This is a genomic window from Streptosporangium sp. NBC_01639, from assembly GCF_045209755.1.
In the GTDB taxonomy this organism is placed as follows: Bacteria; Actinomycetota; Actinomycetes; order Streptosporangiales; family Streptosporangiaceae; genus Streptosporangium.
Genome location: NZ_CP109272.1, coordinates 3,598,452 through 3,614,700 on the forward strand (window position 1 = coordinate 3,598,452; position 16,249 = coordinate 3,614,700).

Sequence of the window (16,249 nt, forward strand, 5' to 3'; positions counted from 1 at the left end):
GTATTTCCAGCACTCAAGTGAGATCTGGTCGGCGCATCCCGATCTTGTCGCCGGCGTGGTCCTGGCCACCGGGATCACCGGGAACGCCTCCGTCGGCACTCAGGTGGCGAAGTTCAACGCCATCGCCGAAGCCCGGCTCGCGGCAGGCCCGGAGGCGGAATTCCCCGAGATACAGGCATGGCGACGGACCTTCTCCAGGATGGGACTCAAACCCACCCAGTATCGATGCGCCTCTGAGTCACTGTTGCGGCGCTTCAGGAAAGAGCGGGCCCTCCCACGGATCCATCCCCTGGTCGATCTCTGCAACGCGATCTCGCTTGCATTCGCGACCCCGGTGGCCGTATTCGATGTCGCCCAGATCTCCGAGGGCCTTGAAGTACGGCCTGCGAACGGCGACGAGCGCTATCTGACCTTTTCCGGCCAGACGGAGAACCCCGGCGCATACGAAGTGATCTTCGCCGATGCCCTCGGGCGAGCGCATGCCCGACGGTGGACGAATCGGCAGAGCGGCCATTCGGCCGTCGGGGACACGACGGCCGCGGTTCTGATCGTCGCGGAGGCGATGCACGGTTCGGCCTCCGTGGACATCCCGGAACTCGTGACCGCGGTCGCGGACGGACTGAGGAGCGCCTGGGCGGTCACGCCGGAAACCATGACGCTGAGCCGGCTCTCGCCCCGGTTCGAGTTCTCGGCGTGACCTGCTGAGCGGCCGGCCGGGCGGCTGAGCCGGCAGATAGCCGTTGGAGACCGTCGTGCTGCCGCCCGGTGTCACCTTGGATCATCCGGCGCCCTGAACCGGCCCGCTGTCAGCTCCGGTGTCCCCCCGCGCCCGAGAACCCCGGCGCGGCGCCCCAAGGGGGTTCAATCTTTGACGAAGGCCAGCAGGTCCCGGTTGAACTCGTCCTGGTGGGTGGCGAACAGGCCGTGCGGGGCGCCGGGGTAGACCTTCAGGGTCGCGTCCTTGACCAGCTTCGCGGACTTCAGCCCTGCGGCGACGATGGGCACGATCTGGTCGTCGTCACCGTGCACGATGAGCGTCGGAACGTCAAAGCGCTTGAGATCCTCGGTCATGTCGGTCTCGGAGAACGCTTTGACGCAGTCAAACGCCCCCTTCAGACCCACCTGCATGCTCATGAGCCAGAACGCGTCGCGCAGGCCCTGCGACACCGTCGATCCGGGCCGGTTGGCACCGTAGAAGGGGGTGCTGAGGTCCTTGTAGAACTGGGAGCGGTCGGCCTTGACGCCCTTGCGGATGTCGTCGAACACCTCGATCGGCAGCCCTTCCGGGTTGCTCTCGGTCTTGAGCATCAGCGGCGGGACCGCGCCCAGCAGGAGCGCCTTGGCGACGCGACCGGTGCCGTGGCGGCCGATGTAACGGGTCACCTCACCGCCGCCGGTGGAGTGGCCGACGAGGATGACATCGTGGAGGTCCAGCTTCTCGATCAGCTCGGCGAGATCGTCGGCGTAGGTGTCCATGTCGTTGCCGTTCCACGCCTGGGTGGATCGGCCGTGCCCGCGGCGGTCATGGGCGATCCCACGGAACCCGTTGTCCGCCACCAGGAGGAGCTGATCGTCCCAGGCGTCGGCGTTGAGCGGCCAGCCATGGCTGAACACGACCGGCTGTCCGCTGCCCCAGTCCTTGTAGAAGATCTCGATGCCGTCCCTGGTCGTGATGGTGCCCATGGTTGTTCCTTTCGCACGGCGGTGCTGAGCTTCGTGCTCAAGGCCGCACATGATGAGGTCTGCTCCCGCGTAACCATTCAGGACACGGCGCTGAGCCACGGTCGGGCATCTCGCCCGGCGGGCGTGCTCGCGGGCGTTTCACGGATGCGTCAGACCGTCGCGGACCGGGAAGTTCGGTCCATGGTCGGCCACGTCGCGCCGGTTGCGGTGGACGCATCCTGCGCGACCACACCCGGCGAAGGCTCTATACCCCGTTTCGGCCAGGTTCTTTCACAGGGTGTCACGGATACGCCCGGAACGGCACTCGCGGCGGACATGTCCATGGCACCGGCGCCGTCAGGCAGCCCGCAGAGAGTCGGCGGACAGGGCGGCCTTCGACTTCACGCCGCCGGGCCGCGGACCGCGATCAGGCGCGGCGGGTCTTCGACAGGGTCGCGTAGACGATGATGTTGTCGGTGTAGTGGCCGGTCTTGCGGTTGTAGACGCCGCCACAGGTGATCAGCCGCAGGGTGGCCTCGCCGGTGTTGCCGTAGACCCGCTTCGACGGGAACGCGGTCTTACTGACCTGCTCCACCCCGTCGACCGTGAACTCCACGACGTACTTGTCCGACCGGGACACCTTGATCGTGTCTCCGCGCTTGATCTCCTTCAGGCGGCTGAAGACGGCGGCCCCGCTCTTGGTGTTCACGTGCCCGAGCACCACCGAGGGCCCCTGCTGCCCGGGGATCGGCCCGTACTTGTACCAACCGGCCTGGTTCGGCTTGCTCAACGGAGGAGTCTGGATCGTCTTCTTCGCATCCACCCCCAGCGCCATCAGCGGAGCCAGCAGACCGATCTTGGAAATGGCGATCCGGTACGGCTTCACGCCGTTGCTCTTGAGCGGCTCCGGCGGCTGGACGACGGGCAGCGGCGGCGCCGCCGTGGGCGCGGCAGCCGTCAACGGCGCATCGAGCCCACCCGGACCCACGCCGGAGGAGAGCGCCGACACCGGGTTCTGCTCGCCGGGAACCGGAGGGTTCTGCAGCTCCATGGCGTTCGCCGCCACCGGCATCGGAGGCCCGTAGTACTCGTCCTCGGCTGCTGGAGTCAGATAGGTGAGCATCCCCGCCATGATCGCACCGATACCGCCGAGCGACCCGGCCACGAGCAGCACGGAGAGCAGCAGGCTTCTCCCGCTCCTGGGGGTACGGCCGGCACCGCGTGGATCATGACCGTAGGGATCGGGGCCGCCGTGCGAAGGCCCTGGATACATCAGATGCCTCCTACCTATCCTCGACGGGCATGCGCCGCACGCCGTCGCAGCAGTGCCACCCCGCCGAATCCGCTGCCGAGCACCATGGCGCTTCCGGCTCCGATCAGTGTCATCCCCGAGGGCCCGCTCTCATCGGGAGCCTCGCCCGTCTGGGCACCGCCCGAGGGGGTCACGACCACCTGGGGGGTGGTGGGCGTCGCTCTGGTCGGGGTCACGGTCGCCGTCACGGTCAGGGTCGGCTTCGGCGTGGACGTGGACCCCTGGCCGCTCCGGGTGACGGTGACGGTGGGAGTGGGAGACGGCGTCTGGCTCGGGGGGACCGGGGTTTTGCACGTCGGCGTGGGAGTCGGGGTCGGAGTCGGCATGGGGGTCGGAGTCAGCGTCGAGGTGCATGTCGGCGTCGGACTCGGATTCGTCGGCTGAACACACGTCGGCGAGGGAGAGGGAGTCGGCGCAGGCGTCGGAGTACACGTCGGCGTCGGACTCGGATTCGTCGGCTGAACACACGTCGGCGAGGGAGAGGGAGTCGGCGCAGGCGTCGGAGTACACGTCGGCGTCGGACTCGGATCCGTCGGCTGAACACACGTCGGAGAGGGAGAAGGGGTAGAACTCGGGGTCGGCGTGCACGTCGAGGCAGGCGGGTGAGTTCCGTTCGAGCCGTCCGAGATGACGACGTTCACCGATACCGGCGCGCTGACGAGTGTGCAGGTGGCCCGGTAGTCCTTCGGCGGGTTCGCCAACTCCCTGGTGACCACCCGGAAGGCGTCAAGCTGCGCCCACTTGGCGTCTTCCAGATTCATGACCTCGATGGTGTGACTGCCGTAGTTGAGGCCGTGAAATTTCCACAGCGTCAACCCGCCCTTGTGGGCGTCGTTCGTCGGCGTGCCATTGGAGTTCTTCGAGGCGTCGATGTAAGCCGGCGTGGCTACCTGGCCGTCGATCTTGAATCCGACCTTCCCCGAACCCTGGTCGCGCTGGGCGATGTACTCGATCCCGGTTCCGGTGAACGTGAAGGAAGCCCAAGAGTTCACTTTGTCCGTGCGGTGGATGTCATAGTGGTGGTCGTTGTTGTTCTGCGGCTGGTCGTTCAGGTCCTCCCAGTCAGCCGCCGCGTGATAACTCACCCGCGGGTCGTCATCGTTGACCATGACCTCGCCGGCCGGCGGCGTGAAGTCGACGAACAACTTCTGGGGAGTGACCTTGACCGTTCCCGCCTGATCGGTATGGGCGAAGTCGGAGATGCCTTCGGGAAGCTTCAGAGGGGTGCCGGGCTGGAGCTGGCCGGGCTGATCCACGGCCCCTATCGGCTTGAGGGTGCCGACCCAGCCACCGGAGAGCTGCACGTTTCCGGTGACTTTGACCTTGCCCCCGGGAGCGAAGTAGTCCGGTGAGCCGAACCTGGACGCGCCCTGCTGGTAACCGAGCTTCCAGCCGATGTTCAGCGGCTCACCGACCGTGAGCGTGGTGGGGATGGTCACCTTGGTCCGAAGATCCACTGGGCCGTTCCGTGCGATCCCTCCGACCTCCCCGGTGCATCTGTAGTCGACCTCAAGCTCGGCGGAACTGGCGCCGGCCGGTCCGGACGGGAGGACGATCAGAGCCCAGCCCAGCAGGCCGAGCATTGAGACCGCGACAGGCTTGACCAGCCCAGATCGCCACCGAACCACCGCATACTCCGATCACCAGGGCTGCCATTTCCGGTTCTACCCATAGCAAGCCAAGGGTAGATCGTACGGTTTTCACCCTCTTGGGCGCAGTGAGATGACAAGACCCCCAGGGGACTGTGGCGGACTTGTGATCTGGTCTCCTGGAAAGGAGCGGGCGACAGTGGCAGCACGGGACGGGTGTACCTGGAAGTAACAGAATCGTATTCTGGCCCACGGGACCCTAGGAGGCAGTCAATGCAGCGAGACCTCTTCGAGGAGGAGCACCAGCTCTTCCGTGAGACCGTGCGCGAGTTCCTGGCCCGTGAGGTCGCGCCCCATCACGGCCAGTGGGAGAAGGACGGCATCGTCCCCCGTGAGGTGTGGAAGAAGGCCGGCGAGCTCGGGATGTTCGGCTTCGGGGTGCCGGAGGAGTTCGGCGGGGCCGGGATCACGGACTTCCGCTACAACACCGTGATCGTCGAGGAGGTCATCAGGATCGGCGCGAGCGGCTTGGGCTACTCGCTGCACAACGACGTGATGGCACCGTACTTCGTGAAGCTCACCAACGACGAGCAGAAGGCCCGCTGGCTGCCCGGGTTCGTCAGCGGCGAGCTGATCACGGCCATCGCGATGACCGAACCGGGTGCGGGCAGCGACCTGCAGGGCATCAGGACGACGGCGGTGCGCGAGGGCGACCACTACGTCGTCAACGGCCAGAAGACCTTCATCACCAACGGCATCAACTCCGACCTGATCGTCGTGGTCGCCAAGACCGACCCGGCCGCGGGCGCCCGCGGGACCTCCCTGCTCGTCGTCGAGCGAGGCATGGAGGGCTTCAGCCGGGGCCGCAACCTGGAGAAGATCGGGATGCACGCCCAGGACACCGCGGAGCTGTTCTTCGAGAACGTCCGGGTCCCCGCGGCCAACCTGCTGGGCGAGGAGGAGGGCCAGGGCTTCTTCCAGCTCATGGGCAATCTCCCGCAGGAGCGGCTGTCGATCGCGGTGATGGCCGTGGCGGCGGCCGAGACCGTCCTGCAGGCGACCATCGAGTACTGCAAGAACCGCACGGCCTTCGGCCGCACCATCGGCAGCTTCCAGAACACCCGGTTCGTCCTGGCGGAGCTGGACACCGAGGTGGAGATCGCCCGGCACTACGTGGACAAGTGCATCCTGGCCCTGAACGCCGGGGAGCTCAGCGCGGTGGACGCCGCCAAGGCCAAGTGGTGGACCACCGAGCTGCAGACCAAGCTGATCGACCGCTGCCTCCAGCTGCACGGCGGCTACGGCTACATGATGGAGTATCCCGTCGCCAAGGCCTGGGTGGACAGCCGTGTCCAGACCATCTACGGCGGCACCACGGAGATCATGAAGGAGATCATCGGCCGCTCCTTCGGCTTCTGAGCCCGCCGCCGGATGTCCCGGTCACGCGTCCGCCGCCGGACGCGGCGGATACGGCCGATCCGGCGGACACCGCGGACATGACGGCACAGCGGCCGAGGCGGCCGGCCGCCGGACCCGTCATTCCGGGACGATCTCTGCGATCTCCTCGGCCGTCCCGCCCTTGATCGTCACCTTGGCGTAGAGGGACACGCCTGATTTGAGCGCCTTCTTCAGCTGCTCCACCGTGCACTTGTGCGGGAGCGCGCCCTGCTTGCAGATCGACCCCTGCACGTCGAGCACCACGGTGAACGGCGTGAGCTCGGTTTTCTGGGCCGCCTCACCCTCGGGCGCCACCGTGATCCAGCCCGTTCCCAGCGGCTGGACGTCTCCCAGCAGCACACCGTCGGCCGCCTGAGCCACCGGCGTCGAGCTCGCCGATGCCGACGCCGACACGGACGCCTCAGGCGCCGTGGAGGCCGAGGCGGAGGGGAGTACGGAAGGGAGATCGGAGGGGAGGAGGGAGGGCTGCTCGGAGGGGGCGGTCGCGGAAGGGGCGGGCGTCACCGGGGCGGCCGACGGGTCGCTCCCACCCGAGCAGGCGGAGAGGCCGGCGGCGAGGACGGCCAGCAGCAGGATGCGCGTCGCCTTCGGGGATTTCGGGGACTTCAGGGGCTTCACGGATCTGTTCACGGTGCGCAACGATGCCACGGAACACGGCGCCGCGCTCAATCGCCGCAAGATCGGCGCGGGGGACGCATACTGGTCAGCGAAGGCTCCCCAGAGGCGGTGTTGATGGACAGCGGACTGATCCTGCTGATCTTCCTGGCGTTGCTGTTCGCCTGGGGTCTCAACCGGGTACGGCGCGCACTGCGGCTCGGCCCGGTCGCCTACGCGGGCGTCGTGGTGGTGTTCGTCCTGGTCATGCTCGCGCTGTGGGGACAGACGTTCCGCTGACCCCCGGACCGGTCACCCCGACCCCTCCAGCAGCACTCCGGCGACCAGTCCGGGGTCGTCGCTCATCGGCAGGTGCCCGCAGTCCCGCAGCAGCTTCACCCGCTGGCCCGACCACCGGGCGGCCCGTACGGCCTGCCGCCGGAGCAGCAGCCGGTCGTGCTCGCCCCAGGCGATCGTGATCGGCGCCTTGGGCGGGGCCGGGGGCATCATCCAGGCGAACGAGTCCAGGGTGTCGTCGAATCCCGGGGAGGTGCCGAGTGCCTGGCCGGCCGCCAGCAGCGCCTCGGTGGAGAGCCTGGACGGGTGGGCCACCATCAGGCCCGCCATCGCCATCCGGCCCAGTGGGTTCTCCGCGACGGCCGGCGCCCGTTCCGGCGGGGTCGCGCGGGCCGAGGCCCTGACCGCCCGCAGTACGGTCCGCGCGTAGAGGAACTCCCCGCGACTCCAGAACCCGGCCGGGGAGAGCGCGGTGGCCGTACGGACCACACCCCGCGAGGCCAGCTCAAGAGCGACGTATCCGCCCAGGGAGTTGCCCGCCACGTGGGGTTCGCGCAGGCCGAGCATCCCGCAGAACGACTCGATCGCGTCGGCCAGGCTCTCCGCCGTGTACGGCGAGCCGGACGGCAGCGGCGGGGAGACGCCGAAGCCGGGGAAGTCCACGGCGATCACGTCGCGCTCGGCGGCGAGCCGGTCGAGCACCGGCAGCCATGCCTGCCAGTGGTGTCCGATTCCGTGCAGCAGGACCAGGGGCGGTCCGGCCCCGCGCCGTTCGAAGGCCAGTTCCATGACCGCAGTCAAGCACCGATCGGGGGCATCTCCTAACCCTTCCGCCCGTGACATTTCAGGATCGGGCGACGCCTCCCGGGCCGACGACCTCCGCGACGGTCCGCACCGCGTCGAGCAGGTCATGCCCTGACGGCGCGCCCTCCGGGTCCAGCAGCCACTGGGCCGCCACCCCGCTGAGCAGGACCTGGTAGAACGAGCCGAGCAGCATGTCCCGCTGTCCGTCCCCGGCCAGGCCCAGACTCCCGAACAGCTCGGCGAGTCCCAGACGCGCCTGCCGACTGGCCTCGGAGAGGGTCCGGCGCAGCTCCGGCAGCTGTTCGATGTGCGCGACGATCTCGAACTGGATGGCCCAGAGCGGCCGGTTCGCGGCGAACGACGCGATCACTCCCTCCCACGCCGCCTCGAATCGGTCCGCGGGCGTGGCGTCGGGACCGGCTTCGGCGCTCAGGATGCTCGACAGATCGTCGCCCCACTCCTCCATGGCCTGGTAGAGAGCCGCGTTCAGCAGCGCCTCCTTGGTCCCGTAGTGGTAACCGATGGCGGAGAGGCTGACGCCCGAGGCCGCCGCGATGTCGCGGGCCGTGGTGCGGGCGTATCCCTTTTCGTAGAGGCAGCGCTTGGCCCCGGCCAGAAGATCTTCGCGATTTCCCATGCCCGGCAGTGTACACAGCCCTCGAACAAACGTCTTGAACTATCGTCTTGAACAAATGTGTCACACGGGTGTACTGTCAGCGGCAGACGAGGAACCGACCAAGGAGCAGTCCCCCATGAGGAACACGAGTGTCCTGATCTCCGGCGCCGGCATCGCGGGCACCGCGCTGGCCTACTGGCTACGCCGCCACGGCTTCACGCCCACGGTGGTGGAGCGGGCGCCCGCGATCCGGCAGGGCGGCTACAAGATCGACATTCGTGGCGCGGCCCTCGACGTGGTCACCCGCATGGGTGTCATGGACGAGATCCGGCGGGAGCGCACCGACGTGCGGGGCGCGTCGATCGTCAACGCGGCCGGCGAACGGCTGGCCAGCATGGGCGGCGACACGTTCGGCGGGCGCGAGGGCGAGGACGCCGAGATCCTGCGCGGCGACCTGAACCGCATCCTCTACGACCTGACGGAGAACGAGGTCGAATACCTCTTCGACGACTCCATCGTCTCCCTCACCGACGACGGCGACGGGGTGCGGGTCACCTTCGAGAGCGGCGGGACACGCACCTTCGACCTCGTGGTGGGCGCCGACGGGCTGCACTCGGCCACCCGCGCGCTGGCCTTCGGCCCCGAATCCCGGTATGTCCGCGACCTCGGATACCACATCTCGATCTTCAGCGTTCCCAACCACCTGGAGCTCGACCGGTGGGAGCTCACCTACGTCTCCCCCGGCAGGACGGCCCTGACGTACAGCACGGCCAAGGACACCGGGGCCAAGGCGATGTTCCTGTTCGCCACCGAGTCGCTGGACTACGACCACCGCGACCGCGACCAGCAGCAGAAACTCCTGGCCGACGCCTACGCCGGGGAGGGGTGGGAGATCCCCCGCCTGCTCGACGGCATGGCCGACGCGCCCGACTTCTACTTCGACTCGCTCAGCCAGGTCCACATGGACCGCTGGTCGAAGGGGCGGGTGGCGCTGATCGGGGACGCCGCCTACTGCGCCTCCCCCGCCTCCGGGCAGGGCACGAGCCTCGCCCTGGTCGGCGCCTACGTCCTGGCCGGCGAGCTGGCGGCCGCCGACGGCGACCACAAAGCCGGCTTCGACGGCTACGAGCAGGCGACGCGGCACTTCGCCGAGCAGAACCAGAACCTCGGGCCCGGCAACATCAAACACATGGTGCTGCGGAGCAAGGCCCAGGTCTGGTTCCAGATGAGGATGCTCTCGCTGATGAAATACCTGCCGGGCAAGGACCGCATGATGGCCAAGGTCATGGAGCCGCTCCAGAAGGCGGCCCGCGCCATCACCCTCAAGGACTACTGAGTGCCGCCCCGCCCACCGGCCCGGCCCGCCCGGCCCGGTCCCCCGCTCAGCGGGACTTGGTGGGGATCTCGAACCAGACGGCCTTGCCCTCCTTTGTGGGGCGCGAACCCCAGCGCTTGGCGAGCTGGTCGACGAGGTAGAGACCCCGGCCGCCCTCGTCGTTCTCCCCGGCGCTGCGGATGCGGGGAAGCCGCAGGTCCTGGTCGAAGACCTCGACCCAGACCGACTCCCGGCCCCTGCGGAGCCGGAGCGTGAACTCCTTCTCGTTGACGATCTCGTCGTCGAAGTCCGGCAGATCGTCCCAGGTCTCGTCGAAGGAGATCGGGGCGTCCATCATCAGCTCGCGGCGCGGGACACTGGTGGTCGCGGCGTGCAGCACGACGTTCGTCACCACCTCGGAGACCAGCAGGCAGGCGAGCTCGGCGCGCTCCTCGGGCACCTGCCAGCCGGTGAACGCCTCCGCCGCCATCCGGCGGGCCTCACCGACCATGATCGGCTGAGCCGGGAAGGTGCGCTCCTCGACCTCGAGGTCGTCGGGAGCGGACCGGACCACCAGGATCGCCATGTCGTCGTCGATCTCCCCCGGCACGGCGGTCGTCGCGGCGTGCGCGATGGCCTCCACCGAGGCGCCGGAGAGCTCCACGAGCTTGGCGCAGAGCAGCGCGAAGTTCTCCTCGTCGTTGGGCGGCCTGCCGTCGGCGTCGCGCAGCGGGCGGCGGTCGACGAGGCCGTCGGTGTAGAGCAGCAGCGAGGCCCCGGGGGGCAGCGTCCGCGTCTCCTCCTTGTAGACCAGGTCGGCGTGGACGCCCTTGGCCCGGACCCCGAGGGGCTGGCCGACCTCCTTGATGTCGAGCTCGGCGCAGCTTCCGTCCTTGAGCAGCAGCGGCGGGGCATGGCCGGCGTTGGCGAACGACAGCTGTCGCGACCAGGCGTCGTAGACGAGGTACTGGCACGTGACGATGGGCGGGATGCTGATGTCCTCGCCGCTGTCGTCCTGCTCGGGGGTGGCGATGATCCGCGTCCACTCGTCGAGCCGGGCGAGGATCTCCGCGGGTGGCTTGTCGTCCTGGGCGAAGGCCCGCAGCGCGGCCCGGAGCTGGCCCATGACGGCGGCGGCCTTGGCCCCCCGGCCCTCGACGTCGCCGATGACGATGCCGACCCGGCCCGCCGACAGCGGGATGACGTCGTACCAGTCGCCGCCGACCTGTGTCTGGATGCCCTGCCCGTGCGAGGCGAGCGGCGCCGCCGGGTAGTAGCGGACCGCTATCTCCAGCCCGTCGAGCTGGGGCAGCTCACGGGGGAGCAGGTATTTCTGGAAGGACTCGGCGGTGTGCCGCTCCTCCTCGAACAGCAGGGCGTTGTCCACGGCCAGGGCGACCCGGGTGGCGATGGCCCCCACGAAGTCGCGGTCGAAGGCGTCGTAGTGCGGGCTGCGCCGGTCGGTCAGGTTCGACAGGCCCAGGTACATCAGCCCGAGGGTCTCACCGCGGACGCACAGCGGCGCCACGATGGCCGAGGTCATCCCGATCTCGGCCGCCAGGCGGGTGCTGCCCTCACCCGGGCTGGGGTAGTTCGTCTGGGAGAAGTCCTCCACCAGGATCGTCTCCTGGCGGCGCAGCGCGATGTCGGCGTAGTGGCCCTTCGGATAACGGATCTCGGCTCCGAGCGGCGCCCAGGTGCCGGGCGGCGGGCTCCAGCCGGAAACGTGGGTGGAGACCCTGCGGGTGAGCCGCTCCCCCTCCATCAGCTCGATGAAGCAGTGGTCGGCGAACTGCGGGACGAGCATCTCGGCGACGCGCTTGAGCGTCTCCTCCACGTAGAGGGAGCCGGCGAGCCGCTCGCCGATCCGCTCCAGCAGGCCGAAGCGGTCCTTCTCCCGCTCGTTGCTGCGCATCGCCTCGCGGGCGGTGATGACGATGCCCGTCACCGAGCCCGAGACGTGCCGCAGCGGCACGGCCTGGGCGCGGACGTAGACGATCGTCCCGTCTCCGCGCCTGACGTCGAAGGTGCCCTCCCACACCCCGCCCTTGAGCACGTGCTTGGCGAGCTCGACGGCGAGCGGGTGGTCCTTCTCCATGATCCCCAGGGAGAGCGACTGGTCTCGGGTGCCCGACACTCCGGGGCGGCCGAACAGCTTCTCCGCGAAGGGATTCCAGTAGAGAAGGTTGCTGAACCTGTCGGTGACGACCACCGCCATCTCAGCATGATCAAGGACGGAACCGGCCGAAAGGTGGTCGGCGGTGTCCTGAGTGACATCCCCCCACCGCTTCATCCGGTGACCACCCCTCGGGGACGGGTGTGCGCAAAGCGAACCACGGTTGCTCCTGCTGCAGTCTCGGCCGGGGAGTGAAGGGTCTCCCGAGGGGAATCCAACCAAGCAGAGGGGCCTTGGTCAGCGCGTGGAGACGAAAACATGCGCGGCAACGTCTCGCGGAAGGTCCGCAAGTCTGTTCTCCGCTCCGTCGTCACCTGTCACCCGCACACCGTCGTCGCTCGCCGCGAGCGTCACCTCGCGTCCGGGTTGTATCCCAACTTGCTTGAGTTTAAGCATCACAGCCGGATCGCTTTGCACTTGTTCGCTAATTCGCCGCACCACAACGGGTATATCTCTGGGCCCGGCCAGGGCGGCCATCGACGGCAGGGACTCCCAGCCGCCGCCCAGAGCGCCCTCGACGCCGAGCTCGTCCAGGCCCGGGATGGGGTTGCCGTGCGGGTCCTCGGTCGGGTTGTTCAGCAGGCTGACCAGCCGGGCCTCCACGGATTCGGACATGACGTGCTCCCAGCGGCACGCCTCGATGTGCACCTCCTCCCAGGGGAGACCGATCACCTGGGTGAGCAGGCATTCGGCGAGGCGGTGCTTGCGCATGACCCGGGTCGCGAGCGTGCGGCCCAGGTCGGTCATGGTCAGGTGCCGGTCGCCCTCGACCCTGACCAGGCCGTCGCGTTCCATCCGGGCGACCGTCTGGCTGACGGTGGGACCACTCTGCTGCAGCCGTTCGGCGATGCGCGCCCGCAGAGGGACGATTCCCTCCTCCTCCAACTCGAAGATCGTGCGGAGATACATCTCCGTGGTATCGATCAGGCCGTGTGCGGTCAAGGCTCCTCCCGTCCTATCTCGATGCCCCGTCCATCGCGCGCTGGTGCCGTGAAGCCGCGCGGGAGCGTGAAGTCTCAGACCCCGACCCTATTGTGAGATCCGTCCCCGGTGGCAAGGGCGGAAACACCGGCGGTTGCCGAATCCTTCCCAAGCCGTTCACTGACCTCGTACGGCGGGCCGGTAGTCCCGGAACGCCGGTACGGCCAGCCCCACCACGAGCACCGCGACCGCGCAGGCGATCCCGCCGCCGATCCACGCCCCGGTGGCGCCGAACCAGCTCGCCGTGGCCCCGGCGCGCAGGTCCCCCAGCCGGGGGCCGCCGGCGACCACCACCATGAACACGCCCTGCATCCGCCCGCGCATGTCGTCGGGCGCGTGGGTCTGCAGGATCGTCTGCCGCCACACCGAGGAGACCAGGTCGGCGGCTCCGCCGAAGGCGAGCAGCGCGACCATCAGCCAGAGCTGTCCCACGAGCCCGGCGGCGGCGACGCTGAGCCCCCAGGCCGCGATCACGAACGTGAGCGCCAGGCCCTGGCGCCGGACCCGGCCCACCCAGCCCGACATTAGGCCGCCGACCACCGAGCCGATGGCCATGCTCGCCGACAGCCAGCCGAACGCGGTCGCCGAACCGCCGAACCGCTCGGCCACGACCTCCGGGAACAGCGCCCTGGGCAGCGCGAACGCCATGGCGATGATGTCCACGACGAACGACATCATCACGATCGGGTGTCCCGACACGTAGCGCAGGCCGTCCACGACCGACCGCAGGCCGGGGCGGGTGACCTCGCCGACCGGCTTGAGTTGCGGCAGCCGCAGGGCGGCGTAGAAGCCGGCGCCGAACAGCAGCGCGTCGATCAGGTAGGCGGTGGCGAACCCGCCCCGGGCGAGCACGAGCCCGCCGACCAGCGGGCCGATGACGCTGCCGGACCCGCCCGCGAGGTAGTTGAGCGTGTTGGCCGCCGGGACCAGCTCGGCGGGCACCAGCCTGGGGATGATCGCCCCCCGGGTCGGCCCGGTGATGGCGAACCCGGTGGCGTGCACGGCCACGGTGGCCAGCAGCAGACCGACGTTGGTCATCCCCAGGGCCGCCTGGACGAGCAGCGCGAGCGTGGCGGTCCAGGCGATCAGCGCGCCGACCAGGAGCAGCCTGCGCCGGTCGACCGCGTCGGCGACGGCCCCGCCCCAGAGGCCGAAGACCACCAGGGGGACCAGGTTGGCCGGGCCGAGCATGCCGACCCAGAAGGACGAGTCGGTGATGGCGAAGATCTGGGCGCTGACCGCCACCGAGGTGAGCTGGAAGCCGATGAACGACACGCCCTGGCCGGCCCAGAGCCGCCGGTATGCGGGGACACTCAGCGGACGAGTGTCCACCGCAAGCCGTTGGACGAAATCTCCGAACCCCACATTGCCCCCAATATCCGCCAGACATATGCGGATATATCAGTAAAAGGTGGGCAAGCGCGTCAGGGAGCCAGGCGTTCGACGATCCAGGAGTCCTCCACCCGGCGGTACCGGAGGCGGTCGTGCATGCGGTCGGTCCGGCCCTGCCAGAACTCCACCTCCGCGGGCACGACCCGGAAGCCGCCCCAGAAGTCCGGCACGGGCGGATCCTCCGGCCACCGCTCCGCCAGCTCCTCGTAGCGGGCGTCCAGCTCCTCCCTGGTGTGCACGACGGCCGACTGCCGGGACGCCCAGGCCCCGATGCGCGAGCCGTACGGGCGGGATCTGAAGTAGGCGGCCGACTCCTCACGCGACAGCCGTACCACCGGCCCCTCCACCCGCACCTGGCGGCGGATGGCGTGCCAGGGGAACAGCAGGCCGGCCCGGGGGTTCTCGGTGAGGTCCCGGCCCTTGCGCGACTCGTAGTTGGTGTAGAACACGAATCCGTTCTCGTCGTAGCCCTTGAGCAGCACGGTTCTGGCCGTCGGCCGGCCTCCCGCGGAGGAGGTCGCGACCACCATCGCGTTCGGTTCGGGAAGCCCGGCGTCCACGGCCTCGCCGAACCAGGCGGCGAACTGCGACACGGGATCGGGTGCGACTTCGGCCTCCAGCAACGGCAGGCCCTGATAGGTCCGGCGAAGCCCCGCCAGGGATGGCGGGCGCGATGTGTCGTCCACGGGAAGGTATTCTCCCGTGCTTGACGGAAAAGATGCGCACCGCCCCCACCTGGGACGATCGCGTTCCGGCGGGTCCGGCGGCACACCACTGAACCCCAGGGGGTTGAATATGACCCGCCGGTATCTCGACATCAAGGCTTTGACTTCAAGAAAGGGAGGCGGCCGAGAATGTCCGACTTCAAACCCGGGCTCGAAGGCGTTGTAGCTTTCGAGACGGAGATCGCGGAACCGGACAAAGAAGGGGGCGCCCTTCGGTATCGGGGCGTCGACATCGAAGAGCTGGTCGGACGCGTTCCCTTCGGGAACGTGTGGGGCCTGCTGGTCGACAACACGTTCCAGCCGGGTCTCCCCCCGGCAGAGCCGTACCCCGTTCCTGTCCATTCCGGTGACATCCGCGTCGACGTGCAGAGCGCGCTGGCCATGCTGGCCCCCGTGTACGGCTTCAAGCCGCTGCTCGACATCGACGAGGAGCAGGCCCGCAACGACCTGGCCCGCGCCAGTGTGACCGCGCTCAGCTTCGTCGCCCAGTCCTCTCGCGGCCTCGGCAAGCCGATGGTCCCCCAGAGCGAGGTCGACAAGGGCGACGGCATCGTCGAGCGGTTCATGATCCGCTGGCAGGGCGACCCCGACCCCAAGCACGTGAAGGCCATTGACGCCTACTGGACGTCCGCGGCCGAGCACGGCATGAACGCCTCCACCTTCACCGCCCGCGTCATCGCCTCCACCGGCGCCGACGTGGCCGCGGCGCTGAGCGGCGCGGTCGGCGCCATGTCCGGTCCGCTGCACGGTGGCGCCCCCGCCCGCGTGCTGCACATGATCGAAGGCGTCGAGCAGGTCGGCGACGCCAAGAAGTACGTCCAGAGCGAGCTGGACAAGGGCCAGCGCCTCATGGGCTTCGGCCACCGCGTCTACCGGGCCGAGGACCCCCGTGCCCGGGTGCTCCGGCGCACGGCCAAGGAGCTCGACGCACCGCGTTACGAGGTCGCCGCAGCCCTGGAGACGGCCGCCCTGGAAGAGTTGCACGCCCGCAAGCCCGACCGGGTGCTCGCCACCAACGTCGAGTACTGGGCGGCTGTCATCCTGGACTTCGCCCAGGTTCCCTCCTCCATGTTCACCTCCATGTTCACCTGCGCCCGCACCGCGGGCTGGGCCGCCCACATTCTGGAGCAGAAGCGCACGGGCAGGCTCGTCCGCCCCAGCGCCGACTACGTGGGTCCGGCACAGCGTTCGGTCAACGACGTCCCCGGCGCCGCCGAGGTTCTCGGCGCCGTCTGACCGGTGTCCTGTACGGCTGTCGCGCGAATGTCTCGCGCGACAGCCGTTTCGCATTCCAGACTCGCCCATCTCACAATCCGGACTTGGGGATG

15 protein-coding genes are annotated in these 16,249 nt (G+C 68.8%); 5 read left to right on the forward strand and 10 right to left on the reverse strand.

All coding sequences use genetic code 11. The annotated features are described in order from the left end of the window. The first annotated feature begins 55 nt into the window (after positions 1–55). Positions 56–697 (forward strand): B3/4 domain-containing protein, encoded by a 642-nt coding sequence (locus tag OHA77_RS16015; protein ID WP_406318861.1) that lies wholly within the window; start codon positions 56–58, stop codon positions 695–697. A 164-nt stretch (positions 698–861) separates the two neighbouring features. Here the strand turns inward: OHA77_RS16015 and OHA77_RS16020 are convergent, their stop codons facing one another. The 3 genes from OHA77_RS16020 to OHA77_RS16030 all read right to left on the reverse strand — a co-directional run bounded on the left by OHA77_RS16020 (position 862) and on the right by OHA77_RS16030 (position 4,602). Next, a complete protein-coding gene (locus OHA77_RS16020) occupies positions 862–1,683 on the reverse strand; it encodes an alpha/beta fold hydrolase (RefSeq protein ID WP_406318862.1) in 822 nt (273 codons plus the stop codon). Between the two features lie 406 nt (positions 1,684–2,089). Next, the gene (locus OHA77_RS16025) at positions 2,090–2,935 is read right to left on the reverse strand and encodes a class F sortase (protein ID WP_406318863.1); all 846 of its coding nucleotides are present in this window, start codon (positions 2,933–2,935) and stop codon (positions 2,090–2,092) included. Positions 2,936–2,949: 14 nt separating this feature from the next. Then, positions 2,950–4,602, reverse strand: a complete 1,653-nt coding sequence (locus OHA77_RS16030; protein WP_406318864.1) for a hypothetical protein — start codon at positions 4,600–4,602, stop codon at positions 2,950–2,952. 234 nt (positions 4,603–4,836) lie between these two features. Here OHA77_RS16030 and OHA77_RS16035 point away from each other — a divergent pair, with 234 nt between their 5' ends. Then, positions 4,837–5,982, forward strand: coding sequence for an acyl-CoA dehydrogenase family protein (locus OHA77_RS16035; protein ID WP_406318865.1), 1,146 nt, complete (start codon positions 4,837–4,839; stop codon positions 5,980–5,982). Positions 5,983–6,099: 117 nt separating this feature from the next. Here OHA77_RS16035 and OHA77_RS16040 read toward each other — a convergent pair whose 3' ends face one another. Continuing rightward, positions 6,100–6,651 (reverse strand): hypothetical protein, encoded by a 552-nt coding sequence (locus OHA77_RS16040; protein ID WP_406318866.1) that lies wholly within the window; start codon positions 6,649–6,651, stop codon positions 6,100–6,102. Between the two features lie 102 nt (positions 6,652–6,753). Here OHA77_RS16040 and OHA77_RS16045 point away from each other — a divergent pair, with 102 nt between their 5' ends. Beyond that, positions 6,754–6,915 carry a hypothetical protein gene (locus OHA77_RS16045; RefSeq protein ID WP_326819837.1) on the forward strand — a complete coding sequence of 54 codons (162 nt, stop codon included), beginning with the start codon at positions 6,754–6,756 and terminating at the stop codon, positions 6,913–6,915. Positions 6,916–6,927: 12 nt separating this feature from the next. On the opposite strand, the gene OHA77_RS16050 is transcribed toward OHA77_RS16045, so the two are convergent. Then, a complete protein-coding gene (locus OHA77_RS16050) occupies positions 6,928–7,701 on the reverse strand; it encodes an alpha/beta fold hydrolase (RefSeq protein WP_406318867.1) in 774 nt (257 codons plus the stop codon). A gap of 55 nt (positions 7,702–7,756) precedes the next feature. Continuing rightward, positions 7,757–8,353: a TetR/AcrR family transcriptional regulator gene (locus OHA77_RS16055; RefSeq protein ID WP_406318868.1), complete on the reverse strand. Its 597-nt coding sequence runs from the start codon at positions 8,351–8,353 to the stop codon at positions 7,757–7,759. A 115-nt stretch (positions 8,354–8,468) separates the two neighbouring features. Here OHA77_RS16055 and OHA77_RS16060 point away from each other — a divergent pair, with 115 nt between their 5' ends. Then, positions 8,469–9,668, forward strand: coding sequence for an FAD-dependent monooxygenase (locus OHA77_RS16060; RefSeq protein ID WP_406318869.1), 1,200 nt, complete (start codon positions 8,469–8,471; stop codon positions 9,666–9,668). Between the two features lie 46 nt (positions 9,669–9,714). Here OHA77_RS16060 and OHA77_RS16065 read toward each other — a convergent pair whose 3' ends face one another. From OHA77_RS16065 to pdxH, 4 genes are all read right to left on the reverse strand, one after another. Further along, entirely contained in the window at positions 9,715–11,940 is a 2,226-nt protein-coding gene (locus tag OHA77_RS16065; protein WP_326819833.1) for a SpoIIE family protein phosphatase, read from the reverse strand. A gap of 120 nt (positions 11,941–12,060) precedes the next feature. After that, positions 12,061–12,765, reverse strand: a complete 705-nt coding sequence (locus OHA77_RS16070; protein WP_326819832.1) for an iron dependent repressor, metal binding and dimerization domain protein — start codon at positions 12,763–12,765, stop codon at positions 12,061–12,063. A gap of 156 nt (positions 12,766–12,921) precedes the next feature. Beyond that, positions 12,922–14,136 (reverse strand): MFS transporter, encoded by a 1,215-nt coding sequence (locus OHA77_RS16075; RefSeq protein WP_406318870.1) that lies wholly within the window; start codon positions 14,134–14,136, stop codon positions 12,922–12,924. A 92-nt stretch (positions 14,137–14,228) separates the two neighbouring features. Beyond that, on the reverse strand, positions 14,229–14,882 hold the full coding sequence (pdxH, locus tag OHA77_RS16080; protein WP_326819830.1) for a pyridoxamine 5'-phosphate oxidase: 654 nt from the start codon (positions 14,880–14,882) through the stop codon (positions 14,229–14,231). 168 nt (positions 14,883–15,050) lie between these two features. Here pdxH and OHA77_RS16085 point away from each other — a divergent pair, with 168 nt between their 5' ends. After that, a complete protein-coding gene (locus OHA77_RS16085; protein ID WP_326819829.1) occupies positions 15,051–16,157 on the forward strand; it encodes a citrate synthase 2 in 1,107 nt (368 codons plus the stop codon). Positions 16,158–16,249 lie beyond the last annotated feature (92 nt).